Origin of the sequence: Cutibacterium sp. KBN10P07758, from assembly GCF_050286205.1 — a bacterium.
Classification (GTDB): Bacteria; Actinomycetota; Actinomycetes; order Propionibacteriales; family Propionibacteriaceae; genus Cutibacterium; species Cutibacterium acnes.
In genome coordinates this window covers 382,914-395,019 of sequence record NZ_JBNNQV010000001.1, presented here as the reverse complement: position 1 = coordinate 395,019, position 12,106 = coordinate 382,914, and the positions used below count along the sequence as shown (strand labels likewise).

At 62.1% G+C, this 12,106-nt stretch carries 11 protein-coding genes; 4 read left to right on the top strand and 7 right to left on the bottom strand.

The window, feature by feature from the left end; translation table 11 throughout:
• Positions 1-124: 124 nt before the first annotated feature.
• The 3 genes from ahpC (at position 125) to ACOYO3_RS01975 (ending at position 3,311) form a co-directional block, all read left to right on the top strand.
• Entirely contained in the window at positions 125-688 is a 564-nt protein-coding gene (ahpC, locus tag ACOYO3_RS01985; RefSeq protein WP_002514430.1) for an alkyl hydroperoxide reductase subunit C, read from the top strand.
• 97 nt (positions 689-785) lie between these two features.
• Entirely contained in the window at positions 786-2,360 is a 1,575-nt protein-coding gene (gene ahpF, locus ACOYO3_RS01980) for an alkyl hydroperoxide reductase subunit F (protein WP_002524425.1), read from the top strand.
• Positions 2,361-2,366: 6 nt separating this feature from the next.
• Complete coding sequence (locus ACOYO3_RS01975; protein WP_002516268.1) at positions 2,367-3,311, top strand: hydrogen peroxide-inducible genes activator; 945 nt, start codon at positions 2,367-2,369, stop codon at positions 3,309-3,311.
• 33 nt (positions 3,312-3,344) lie between these two features.
• Here the strand turns inward: ACOYO3_RS01975 and purB are convergent, their stop codons facing one another.
• From purB to ACOYO3_RS01955, 4 genes are all read right to left on the bottom strand, one after another.
• Positions 3,345-4,778 carry an adenylosuccinate lyase gene (gene purB / locus ACOYO3_RS01970; protein WP_002524426.1) on the bottom strand — a complete coding sequence of 478 codons (1,434 nt, stop codon included), beginning with the start codon at positions 4,776-4,778 and terminating at the stop codon, positions 3,345-3,347.
• Positions 4,775-6,094: a phosphoribosylamine--glycine ligase gene (gene purD, locus ACOYO3_RS01965; RefSeq protein WP_002524427.1), complete on the bottom strand. Its 1,320-nt coding sequence runs from the start codon at positions 6,092-6,094 to the stop codon at positions 4,775-4,777. The genes purB and purD overlap by 4 nt, the downstream gene beginning before the upstream one ends.
• A 58-nt stretch (positions 6,095-6,152) precedes the next feature.
• The gene (locus ACOYO3_RS01960) at positions 6,153-7,451 is read right to left on the bottom strand and encodes an adenylosuccinate synthase (protein WP_002525476.1); all 1,299 of its coding nucleotides are present in this window, start codon (positions 7,449-7,451) and stop codon (positions 6,153-6,155) included.
• 155 nt (positions 7,452-7,606) lie between these two features.
• Positions 7,607-8,566, bottom strand: a complete 960-nt coding sequence (locus tag ACOYO3_RS01955) for a GNAT family N-acetyltransferase (protein WP_002519466.1) — start codon at positions 8,564-8,566, stop codon at positions 7,607-7,609.
• Positions 8,567-8,635: 69 nt separating this feature from the next.
• On the opposite strand from ACOYO3_RS01955, the gene ACOYO3_RS01950 reads away from it, so the two are divergent.
• A complete protein-coding gene (locus ACOYO3_RS01950) occupies positions 8,636-9,370 on the top strand; it encodes a FadR/GntR family transcriptional regulator (RefSeq protein WP_002516214.1) in 735 nt (244 codons plus the stop codon).
• Positions 9,371-9,494: 124 nt separating this feature from the next.
• Here ACOYO3_RS01950 and ACOYO3_RS01945 read toward each other — a convergent pair whose 3' ends face one another.
• The 3 genes from ACOYO3_RS01945 to ACOYO3_RS01935 are packed head-to-tail and all read right to left on the bottom strand — an operon-like array spanning position 9,495 to position 12,087.
• Complete coding sequence (locus ACOYO3_RS01945) at positions 9,495-10,184, bottom strand: N-acetylmannosamine-6-phosphate 2-epimerase (RefSeq protein WP_002518076.1); 690 nt, start codon at positions 10,182-10,184, stop codon at positions 9,495-9,497.
• Positions 10,185-10,216: 32 nt separating this feature from the next.
• Positions 10,217-11,188, bottom strand: coding sequence for a dihydrodipicolinate synthase family protein (locus tag ACOYO3_RS01940; protein WP_002518064.1), 972 nt, complete (start codon positions 11,186-11,188; stop codon positions 10,217-10,219).
• Positions 11,185-12,087: a DUF4862 family protein gene (locus tag ACOYO3_RS01935; RefSeq protein WP_002516203.1), complete on the bottom strand. Its 903-nt coding sequence runs from the start codon at positions 12,085-12,087 to the stop codon at positions 11,185-11,187. The genes ACOYO3_RS01940 and ACOYO3_RS01935 overlap by 4 nt, the downstream gene beginning before the upstream one ends.
• Positions 12,088-12,106: the final 19 nt, after the last annotated feature.

Genomic DNA, 12,106 nt, shown 5'->3' with positions numbered 1-12,106 from the left:
GCCACGGGTGCGGGCCCTGGCGACACAGAGAGTCCCGAGTTCACGATCTTTATAGTTATTGGCTATAGATACTATGTTTAGTGATAGCCTTGATCTATCACATCGTCGACGAGAGAGGATACCCATGAGTCTCATCAACACCAAGATCCTTCCGTTCAAGGCCAACGCTTTCCGCAACGGGGACTTCATCGAGGTCTCCGATTCCGACATCAACGGCAAGTGGGCCGTGTTCTTCTTTTACCCCGGTGACTTCACCTTCGTCTGCCCCACCGAGTTGGGCGACCTCGCCGACCACTATGAGGAACTGCAGGCCATGGGGGTCGAGGTGTTCTCGGTGTCCACCGATTCGCACTTCGTGCACAAAGCGTGGCATGCCGACTCCGACACCGTCGGCAAGGTGAACTACACGATGATCGGCGACCCGAACCTGCAGCTGACCCGCAACTTCGACGTCGAGCGCGAGGGTGCCGGACAGGCCGATCGCGCCACCTTCCTCGTCGACCCTGACGGCATCATTCAGTTCTACGAGCTCACCGCTGAAGGAATTGGACGTAATGCCACCGAGCTAGTCCGCAAGGTTAAGGCCGCCCAATACATCTACACCCACCCAGGCGAGGTGTGCCCCGCCAAGTGGGAAGAAGGCGATGAGACCCTCGCCCCGTCGATCGACCTCGTCGGCAAGATTTGAGTTCCGACCCGAGCATCTGCTGCAGGGGCGCTCGTCCCTGCGGCGGATCCCCAGACCGGTACCCTTCCCTCCCCCTCCTCACCCCTTCAGGAGAACCATGCTTGATAACGCCCTGACCACTCAGCTCAAGACCTACCTCGAGATGGTGCGCGAGCCGATCGTCCTGGTGCCTTCCCCATACCGGGGTGACGACGCCGCAAAATCGTCAAAGTCGGCTCACATGGACGAGCTTTTATCCGAGATCGCCGCCTTGTCTGACAAAGTGAGCGTCGGTAAGCCCGTCGACAATGAGCGCACCCCCTCCTTTGCCATCACCCGCCCCGGTAGCCCCATCGACATCCGCTTTGCGGGCCTGCCGATGGGCCACGAATTCACCTCACTCGTGCTGGCCCTGCTGCAGGTAGGTGGACACCCCGTCAAGGAGGAGCAGTCCCTCATCGACGCCGTGCGCGCGGTCAAGGGTGAGCACCACTTCGTCACCTACATGTCACTAACCTGCCAAAATTGCCCGACGGTAGTGCAGGACCTCAACGCAATGGCCGTCCTCAACCCGAATATTCACCACACCGCCGTTGACGGTGGCACCCACACCAATGAGGTAGAAGCCAAAGGAATCGCCTCGGTGCCGGCCATCTACCTGGACGGCGAGGACTGGGGCTCCGGGCGCATGGACATGGCCGAAATCCTCGAGCGTCTCGACGCCGACGCCGCCCAGGGAGCCAAGGAAGACCTCTCGCAGCGCGACCCCTACGACGTGCTCGTCGTAGGGGCGGGTCCCGCCGGTGCCGCGGCCGCCGTGTACGCGGCTCGTAAGGGCATTCGCACCGCCATGGTCGGGTCTCGAATCGGCGGCCAGGTACTCGATACCGAGGCCATCGACAACCTCATCTCGGTGCCGCACACCACCGGTCCGCGTCTGGCCGACGCCCTCCGCAGCCACGTCAACGACTACAACATTGACGTTATTGAGCGTCAGACCGCCAGCGCCATAGAGACCACCGGCGGTATGACCACCGTGCATCTGACCGACGGCGACCTGCGGGCGCGCTCAGTCATCGTGGCCACCGGTGCCCGCTGGCGCAACCTTGGCGTGCCTGGCGAGAAGGAATACCGCACCAAGGGTGTGACCTACTGCCCGCACTGCGATGGCCCGCTATTCACAGGCAAAAAGGTGGCCGTCGTCGGAGGTGGAAACTCCGGCATTGAGGCCGCTATCGACCTTGCCGGCGTCGTCGACCACGTCACCGTCGTGGAGTTCCTCGACGCCCTCAAGGCTGACGACGTACTACTACGCACCCTGAACTCACTGCCGAACGTCGACGTCATCACCTCGGCCCGCACCACCCAGATCCTCGGCGACGGATCCAAGGTGACCGGTCTGGAGTACGAGGACCGCACCAGCGGCGACGTTAAGACCATCGAGCTAGCAGGTGTGTTTGTCCAAATCGGTCTGCTGCCCAACACCGAATGGCTCGAAGGTGCCCTGGAGCGCAACCAGCGGGGAGAAATCGTCATCGACGAGCGTGGCACCACCTCAGCCCCCGGAATCTTCGCCGCCGGTGACTGCACCACTCAGCCGTACAAGCAGATCATCATCTCGATGGGGGCCGGCGCCACCGCTGCTCTAGGCGCCTTCGACCACCTCATCCGTCAAAATCCGACACAGAACTGAGGCCGTGTGAACCTTCATGATCTGCGGTATTTCGTCGCCCTGGCCGAAGAACACCACTTCGGCCGGGCTGCGGCGTCATGCGGTGTCAGCCAGCCCACCCTCTCAACTCAAATCCACCGGCTCGAGAACGAGCTCGGCGTGGTGCTGGCCGTGAGGGTGGGACGACGCATCGAGATCACCCCAGTGGGGGAACGCATCGCCCAAGCTGCCCGTGACATGTTGGTGCTATCCGACGACATCCGGACCATGGCGCGGGAGGAAGCCGACCGGATGACCCTCCAGCTGAGGGTCGGGGTATTCCCCACCTTAGGGCCGTTCGTGTTGCCTCAGGTGATCGCCCGATGTGACCAGCACGAGCCTGGCGTGAACATCCATATCGTCGAGAAGCGCACGGCAGAGCTGTTGGAGGCAATCCGCAACGGACAGTTAGACGTCGCCGCAGTGGCAGCCCCCGTTAATGATGACTCTTTGGTGACTATTCCCGTTTTTCGGGAGGAGTTCTTGCTCGTGACGGGGGCTGACGATGAGTTGGCCCGTGAGGAACGACCAATCAATCCGCACGACGTTCCCACCGAAGGGCTCATCCTCATGTCGGAGGGACACTGTCTAAGAGACCAGGTGCTTGAGGTGTGCAGCCCGTCTCATCCGCTGCCTCCCGACACCCTCACGGCGGGATCCCTCGAGACGCTCCGCGAACTCGTATCGGTGGGCGCCGGTCGAACCCTCATGCCGCGCAGTGCGATCTCGGCACCACTTCATGCGGACCCGCGCATCGTGGTGCGGGAGTTCACCCACCCCAGACCCCACCGCGACATCGTGGTGGCTGGCAGACCGGCCACAATGCACCGTCCGGCGGTGCAGACCCTGACCACCATCCTGCGGCAGCTACCAGGTGACGTCGTCGAGCCTCTCGGCGTTGCCGGAGCATCGTTGTGCTCTCACGGGATGTGATGACAACGTGGTGCGTGCCCCGGCACGATCACCTCACAACACCAGACCAGGCAGGTAGTTGGCAGCCTTCGGGTATTCCCGAACAATGTCCTCCACCTTGGCGCACAGCGCCTCGACCTGATCCTGGGCGCCACCAGTGAGATCCAGCGGAGAGGACACCAAACCACGTAGCTGCTCCTTGGTGAGCGGGATGCGCGGATCGGCGGCCAGACGGGCGAAAAGGTCGTTACCAGTGCGACCGGTTTCGCGCATGTCGAGGGCCACGGCTACGGCGTGTTCCTTGATGGCCTCATGGGCGTCCTCCCGACCGACGCCAGCACGCACACAAGCCATAAGGACCTTAGTAGTCGTCAGGAAGGGCAGGTAGCGCTCACGCTCAGCCTCAATGACAGCGGGGAACGCCCCGAAGTCGCCAAGGATCGTCAAAAAGGTCTCAAAAGCACCATCAATGGCATAGAAGGAATCGGGCAGCGCCACACGACGCACCACCGAACAGGACACGTCACCCTCGTTCCACTGCACTCCCGCCAGACCGGTGGCCATAGTCAAATAGCCACGTAACACAACAAGGAAGCCGTTGACCCGCTCGCAGGAACGAGCATTCATCTTGTGCGGCATCGCCGAGGAACCCACCTGGCCGGGCTTGAACCCCTCGGTGACAAGTTCGTTACCGGCCATAAGGCGGATAGACGTCGCCAGGTTAGACGGGCCTGACAGCACCTGCACCAGAGTTGACATGACCTCAAAGTCCAAGGACCTCGGGTAAATCTGACCGGTCGAAGTGAGTACCTGGTTAAACCCCAGATGATCAGCAACGCGATGCTCAAGATCGTCAAGCTTGGACTCATCACCGCCAAGCAGGTCAAGCATGTCCTGGGCAGTTCCCATCGGGCCCTTGATACCACGAGCCGGGTAGCGCTCAATGAGCTCGTTGACGTGATCCCATGCCACCAGCATCTCATCGATAGCGGTGGCGAACCGCTTGCCCAGGGTCGTCACCTGGGCGGCAACATTGTGAGAGCGTCCAGCAATGGCTTGATCGGAGAACTGAGCGGCCAGGCGCGACAGCTGGTTGAGCGTGGCAACCATTTTGTCGCGCACTAGCCGCAGCGACTCCAGCACCTGCATCTGCTCAATGTTTTCGGTGAGGTCACGGCTCGTCATGCCCTTGTGAATGTGCTCATGACCGGCCAGGGCGTTGAACTCCTCAATCCTGGCCTTGACGTCATGACGAGTAATCGCCTCCCGCTCGGCGATCGAGTCAAGGTCAACGTCGTCGAGAACCGCCTGGTAGTCGGCCAACACCTGTTCGGGATCGTCGCCACCAAAGCTCACACCGAGATCGGCTTGAGCTTCCATGACGGTCAGCCAGAGTCTGCGCTCAGCACGGATTTTGTTTTCCGGCGTCCAGATGGAACGCATGGCCGCGGAGGCATAACGGGTGGCAAGGATATTGGGTACGCTCATGAAGACTCCCCGTCGGTCAGGTTGGTGGAATTCTCGGACTGCGGTGCGCGTCCGTCAGCCATTTCGTCAACGGCCTCGAGCTCGGCTGCATGGCGGGCAATGTCCGTGCGGTGGAACCCGTCACTAACCTCCAACTGGTCGATCCTGCGGTAGGCGTCAGCGCGGGCTCCGGCCAGAGTTTCGCCGTGGCCGAGCACGACGAGAACGCGGCCACCACTGGTAACGAGGCCGTCCCCTTCGATACGAGTCCCAGCGTGCAAAACGTCCTCGTCGTCAACCGGGGCGACGACCCGGCGCCCTTTCGCCGGGCAAGCGGGATAACCCTCGCTGGCCATCACGACGCCGACGGCTGCGCCACAACGGAAGCGAAGACCGTCAACACCGGACAGGTCTCCACGAGCCGCGGCAGCCATGATCTGGGCCATAGGTGACTCCACCATACTCAGTAGTGGCTCAGTCTCGGGATCGCCCAATCGCACGTTGAACTCAACGACTTTGGGACCAGCAGAAGTGAGCGCCAACCCCACGTAAAGCAGGCCGACGAATGGGGTACCGCGATCCGCCATGGCCCTCAGGGTTGGCGAGATGATGGTAGTCGACACCGTCTCGACGAGATCGTCTGGGGCCCACGGCAACGGGGTGTAGGCACCCATGCCACCGGTGTTCGGACCAACTCCCCCATTCCCGACCCGCTTAAAGTCCTGGGCCGGCTGCATCGGAAGGGCACGGGTGCCATCACAGATAGCAAAAAGACTTACCTCCGGGCCGTCAAGGTACTCCTCAACGACCACCCGGTGATCGGACTCGAAACACCGTTTGGCATGAGCGAGAGCCTCGGCGCGATCGTGTGTGACGACGACTCCCTTGCCCCCGGCCAGACCATCGTCCTTGACCACGTATGGTGGCCCGAACTCGTCAAGGGCAGCCGAGACGGAATTGGCATCGTCGCAAGAACGGGAGGCTGCCGTCGGCACACGGGCAGCAGCCATCACTTCCTTGGCGAAAGCCTTCGACCCTTCCAACTGGGCGGCCTCGGCACTTGGACCGAAGCAGTCGATCCCGGACTCGCGCAGAGCATCGGCCACCCCGGCAACCAGCGGCGCCTCCGGGCCGACGACGACGAGGTCAGCTTCCAGGCCACGCGCCAAGGAGACAACGGCATCACAATCGCACGGATCCAACGGATGATTCGTGGCGAAGGATGCCGTCCCCGGGTTACCGGGAGCGACGTGGACGGCGGCAACCTCTGGGTCACGATGGCAGGCCAAGGCAAGGGCATGCTCGCGGCCACCGGACCCAAGGACGAGAACAGTCATGCTGGACACGGGGACTAGCCTAGAACCTACAGCGTCTATTCCCGTCAGCCGGGAGGAATCAGTCAATGAGGTCGTTGATCACGACTGACTCGTCGCGTCCGGCCCCCACGCCGATCCCGGAGACCCGAGTACCCACAAGCTCCTCTAGACGACGCACGTAAGCCTGACAGTTGCGCGGCAGATCATCGAAGGAACGTGCCGTAGAAATGTCTTCACTCCAGCCATCCAGGAACTCATAGACCGGCTTGGCGTGGTGCAAATCGGACTGGGTGACGGGCGTAATGTCGGTACGCTCACCGTCAATGTCGTAGCCCACGCAGACCGGGATCCTCTCCCAGCCTGTCAGCACGTCAAGCTTGGTGAGGAACAGGTCAGTCACCGAATTGATCATGACCGCCTGCTGCACCACCAGCGCGTCAAACCAGCCACAGCGACGCGGACGCTTAGTCGTGACACCGTACTCACCACCTTCACTGCGCAGCCGCTCACCATCATCGTCACAGAGCTCGGTCGGGAACGGACCTTCACCAACGCGAGTGGTGTACGCCTTAGCGATGCCAACAATGCGGTCGATGCGAGTCGGTCCGACGCCTGAGCCAGTACACGCGCCCGCAGCGATCGGGTTGGACGAGGTGACATACGGATACGTGCCGAAGTCAACGTCAAGATGATGGGCCTGGGCGCCCTCAAAAAGTACGACCTTGCCCTCGTCAAGGCCCTTGTTGAGAACTCGAGCCACGTCAACGACGTAGGGGCGGATGCGCTCGGCGTGGGCCAGCAGACCGTCGGCAACCTCGCCTGGATCGATAGCGCGACGGTTGTAGATCTTCACCAGGATCTGGTTCTTTTGGTCTAGAGAGGCCTCGACCTTCTGACGCAGGATCGATTCGTCGAAAAGATCCTGGACGCGAATGCCCATCCGATTGATCTTGTCGGAGTAGGTCGGCCCGATGCCACGACCCGTGGTGCCGATACGTCGACTGCCAAGAAAACGCTCAGTGACCTTGTCGAGAGTCTGATGGTACGGGGTGATGAGGTGCGCATTGGCGCTGATGAGCGGGTGCGGAATGTCTACGCCGCGGCCGCGCAAGGCATCGATCTCATCGGCCAGCACGTCAAGGTTGAGCACGACTCCGTTGCCGAGCACGGCCGTGGAGTTCGGGTTAAGGACCCCAGACGGAAGCAGGTGCATGAAGAACTTCTCGTCATCGACGACGACAGTGTGTCCAGCGTTATTGCCTCCCGAATACCGCACGCAATAGTCGACGCGTTCGGACATGAGATCGGTGGCCTTGCCCTTGCCCTCGTCACCCCATTGGGTACCCATGACGACGATTCCAGGCATGTGTTCCTCCATTTCCTCGCACCACTGTGCGGGTTGCCTCTGGTTGCATCGGCACATGCCGCTGTGCAACCAAGGACACTTTACGTGCCCATAACGACAATGGGCGCGCCGGCCCAGGCCGATCCGTTCCGCCCGCACCAGCCCAGGCCTTTTCGCCAGTGACGTCTCTAAGCGACGGTTGCGCCACCATCCGCCGGATCACCAGCGTCGTCAGCAGGCAGGACCGAAATCTCCATGAGATTCAGGCTGGCCCCCTCCAGCGGAAGGCGAGACGCGAGCGGGCCGAAGTGTGGGTCGCTGCGGTGACCGTCAAAATTGATGCGCTTGTAGCCGGCATCTTCGGCCCAGGTGATCACCGATGACATTGCTGAGGCGACGGCGTTGTCTCCAGCGGGGGTACCAGCCTGCACGGTTTCTGCCACCACGGTCGGGTTCTCGTCCACAAAAACGAAGGCCACCGCCGCGGGTTGACCATCAACAAGCGCTACTCGAGTGGCTTCGGAGTCGAGGTCTTCCAGCTCCTGACGCAGCGCCTCGTGGGCCGCCTCGCTGTCGTCGACCGGGGACCATGATGCGTGCATCCACACGTACATCTGCTCCCACAACGTCTCGAGCACGCCGGGGGCCAGGGTTGCGCCCGAGATGGCTCCGCCCGGGCCAAGGCTGACCCCCTCCAGCACCTCAACCGCTCGTCCAAAATGACGGCGAGGCAGCTCGAAGGGCGGACACGATGCGTAGACCTCTCCACCCAAGGAAAGAATGAAGCTCTCAGCGTCAGAACCAGCAATGGCCTTGGTCGCCAATGGTCGATCTACCCTCTGCTGGATCTGACGCACCAGCCGCGTACCGATCCGATGGCCCCGAGAGTCAGGATGGACCTCAACGTCGATAAATCGACGAGTACGGTGAACTACCGCCAACCACGAAACCGCATATCCGACGATTCGATTCTCGTACAGCGCAACCCTGGCGACGACATCCGGACGGTCGACGCGATCAATCAGAGAACCGGGTTCTCCAAAGGTGATCACCTTGACGTCCTCTGGCCGCATATCGCGGAAAACAACGTGCCCACTCATGTCGCCCTCCTGGGTCTGGCGACGCCTCTGACGTCGCTGTGTCTCCATTCTTCCGCCTTTTGCCACCTCACGTCACCCAAGCTGATTTTCTAGTGTCGTCATCATGACGTCCATGCCATGATTAACGGCATGTCAGATACGAACGATGCCGTCCACCTAGCCGATAACCTCAATCCGGCAGCTGAGCGGATGTTCAAGTGGATTCTCTCCTCAGACCTTGCCCCCGGGGACCCCATCCCGATCGAACAGGACCTCGCGACCCAGTTCGGGATGGCCCGTGGCACAGTTCGTGAAGCGGTGCGCGAATTACGCGCCCTAGGAATCCTTGAGGTGCGGCGTGGACTGGGGACCTACCTGTCTACGGCATCTGCTTCGACGATTCGGCCCAGTCTCGTCTACCGGAGCGTCAAACAGATCACCACTGACGAGAGCGGCACCAGGGATTTCATCGGTCTGCGAGAAATGGTAGAGGTGCGGGCCCTTATGGAGTGCTCACTGGTCACCGAAGTCACCGGCCGCATCAGCGCCGAGACCGGACGGGCCCTGCACGCCCTGGCAGCCCGGATGGACGACCCTAAGGACTCCGCCGCTGCGGACCGCCAGTTCCACCGACTGTTGTACGCGGACATGGGCAATCAACTCGCCCGCGAACTGATCGACGTCTTTTGGGACTCCCTCAATCTCGCTGGGCTGATGCTTCCACCAACTAATACAATGCCGGCCACCCGTCACGCCCACGACCTCATCGCCGACTGCGTTATCGGCCATGATCCACAGGCCAGTCGCGAGGCTATGTGGGACCACTTCGCCGCCATTCGGGAGAGGTTGGGAGGGGCACCCCGCACCTCCTGAAGAATGCACGCCACGCAACTTTGAAACAGTCAGCCTGACCTGACTAGCGGAGGATACGCGCCGGTGTGACATACCGAGAAACGTCCCGGCTTCGGCCTGGGAAAGGTGCTCGTCACGGGCAAGGTCACCTCAGCGCGTCACGGAACCATCCAGTGATCGAGGTCGGATGGGTGATCGCGGTCCCTACCACAACGGCGTGGGCTCCCAGGTCCATCGCACGGCGCGCTTGATCCGGGGTGTGGATACGTCCCTCAGCGATGACGGGACGGTCACCATCGAGCTTCTTGACAAGGGCTTCAATAACCTCATAGTCGGGCCCGTCGGTTTTGGGGCGCTCCCCGGTGTAGCCGCACAGCGTCGTCCCGATGAGGTCGGCTCCCGCTTCAGCAGCGAACAATCCGTCATCAACCGAGCCACAATCGGCCATGACGACGACGTCGTATTCACGCTTGAGGCGTTCGATCGTCTCGGCCAGGCTCAACCCGTCGGCACGTTCGCGTCGGGTGCCGTCGAGGGCGACGACGTCAGCCCCGGCAGCTGACACGCAGCGTGCATGGCGCAGGGTCGGGGTGATGTAGATGCCCTCATCACCCTCCTTCCAGATACCAACCACTGGGACGCTCACGCGCCCCTTGACGGCGGAGACATCGGAGAGTCCCTGGGCACGCACCGCCACTGCTCCCCCGGCTTCGACCGCAGCCGCCATCTGGGCCATCGTCTCGGGGTGGCGCAGCGGCTCGCCCGGGTAAGCCTGGCAGGAAACCACAAGCCCTCCTGCCATAGAGGCGATGATCCGGTCGGTGAATCCGCTCATACTTGAATCCTCCTCACATCGATGCTTGTCATTCACGCGAGCTGGCCAACACGACGCAGCACTTCGGCAACTCTCTCCACGTTGTCCCCAGTGAGGGTTGGCAGTGGCACACTCATAGTGTTGGTTTCGATAATGCCGAGAAGCTGCATGGCCGTCTTGAAAGCGCCCACACCAGCGGCCGGACCGACGACACCCTGCGGTGCGAACGCGATCTCCATCAGCTCGGCAGCCTTGTCTTGTTCAATGCGGACCGTCTCCCAATCCCCCTCACGGTAGGCCTTGTACATGGCGACGTAGCTGGTCGCATCAACGTTAGCCAGCCCAGGCACGACGCCGTCAGCACCCGACATAAAGGCCCCGTCGACGACAACCTCGTGGCCGGTGAACAGGGACAGCGGGGAGCCGGCAGCACGGTTTGCCAAGGCGAGACGGCGGAAGGACACGTCGTCAGCCGAGGAGTCCTTGCAGCCTGCGATGACCCCCTCGCGCCCCAACTTCATCATGAGGTCGACGGGCACCTTGACGTGCACACACACCGGGATGTCGTAGACGAACAACGGCAGATCGGTGGCCTCGTGCAAAGCGCGGAAGTGGTTCTCGATCTCGGTCGGCCCGGTGATGGCGTAGAACGGCGCGGTGGCGACAACGGCGTCCACCCCAATCTCCTCGGCCTGACCGATGTGACGGATGACGCGCAAGGTCTCTGTGTCAATGACGCCAGCCAGCAGCGGAACCCGACCGTCGATGATCCGCTTGGCCTCGGACAGGACACGTCCACGCATCTCGTCGTCGAAGAAGGCCACCTCGGACGTGGAACCGAGGACGAACAGACCGTCCACCCCTTGCCCGATGAGGCGGTTGATGAGCTTTTCGTAGGAGGCGACGTCCAGGTCACCGTTGGGGGTTAGTGGGGTGACGACCGGGGGAATGACGCCGTGGAACTTCGTGGTCATGGTGTTGTCCTTCGTGTTGTTCGTGGATGTCGTGTCGTTGATGGGTGTCATGCCGTCGCCATGACGTCATGAATGGAGGTGATCATGGCCAACCGCCGCTCGACGGTGGCATCAGCGGGGGTCTGGATCTTGATGCCTTGGTAGGCCTGAAGGCCTCGGGCCGCATCTAGGAAGGAGCCGACGAGATCCGTAGTCAGGAGGCTGGTGGGTTCGTCGTTTCGCAGCGGAAGGTGAGCGTCTCCCCAGGCCGGGCCATATTGGGTGGCGTCCGGACCAGCACCCGAGAGCATCACCCCGCCGAGCACACCGGCATCAGCCAGCCGGGCGACCTGACGCGCAGGGAGCTCGGGGTCATGGGACTCGACAACGCTGCGGCCCCAGTTGATCGTCAGGTGCACCCTCGTACCGACCACCGCGGTGATCTCGTCGTCCAGACTGAGGAACTCCTTCTCGCCCGGTCCGACGCCACCAGCCGCGTCACAGTGCTCGACGACGATGGCAAGTCCAGCGTCCTCGAAGAGACCGGAGAGCTCAACCAGCGAAGAAGCAAATGCTTTCGCGTCGGCCTTACGACTCGGGGCGGAATGGACCTCGACCCACCTGACGACGGGGTGTCCGACCATCTCGTGCAGGGTTCGCACGTCGTCAACGAGGTTGGTGAACCACTTGAGTGCTCGTTGACGCCCCTGCTCGTCGGAGGACGCCAGACCGAAGTCCGGATCACCGGCCAGCTGACCCATGGTTCCCGGAATGGCCGTCACGACGCAGTGGGCGAACCGGTCGCGCAGTTGATCGGCGAGCCATCGGGGATCGGCGTCGAGGCCGTCCCGGTACGGGATCTCGATACCGTCGACCCAACCGGTCTCGGCCAGGCTCCGGTACAAGCACTCCCGCTCAGCGATGGCCCGTGGCATCGCGGCGTATGCGCCAACGATGGTCGGAGCAGTCATGATACGTCCTCCTTCTCGC

Coding starts and splice junctions, on each gene's coding strand:
- ahpC (WP_002514430.1), top strand. CDS start 125: ATGAGTCTCATCAACACCAAGATCCTTCCGTTCAAGGCCAACGCTTTC.
- ahpF (WP_002524425.1), top strand. CDS start 786: ATGCTTGATAACGCCCTGACCACTCAGCTCAAGACCTACCTCGAGATG.
- purB (WP_002524426.1), bottom strand. CDS start 4,778: ATGAGCGTACCCAATATCCTTGCCACCCGTTATGCCTCCGCGGCCATG.
- purD (WP_002524427.1), bottom strand. CDS start 6,094: ATGACTGTTCTCGTCCTTGGGTCCGGTGGCCGCGAGCATGCCCTTGCC.
- ACOYO3_RS01960 (WP_002525476.1), bottom strand. CDS start 7,451: ATGGAGGAACACATGCCTGGAATCGTCGTCATGGGTACCCAATGGGGT.
- ACOYO3_RS01955 (WP_002519466.1), bottom strand. CDS start 8,566: ATGGAGACACAGCGACGTCAGAGGCGTCGCCAGACCCAGGAGGGCGAC.
- ACOYO3_RS01950 (WP_002516214.1), top strand. CDS start 8,636: ATGATTAACGGCATGTCAGATACGAACGATGCCGTCCACCTAGCCGAT.
- ACOYO3_RS01945 (WP_002518076.1), bottom strand. CDS start 10,184: ATGAGCGGATTCACCGACCGGATCATCGCCTCTATGGCAGGAGGGCTT.
- ACOYO3_RS01940 (WP_002518064.1), bottom strand. CDS start 11,188: ATGACACCCATCAACGACACGACATCCACGAACAACACGAAGGACAAC.
- ACOYO3_RS01935 (WP_002516203.1), bottom strand. CDS start 12,087: ATGACTGCTCCGACCATCGTTGGCGCATACGCCGCGATGCCACGGGCC.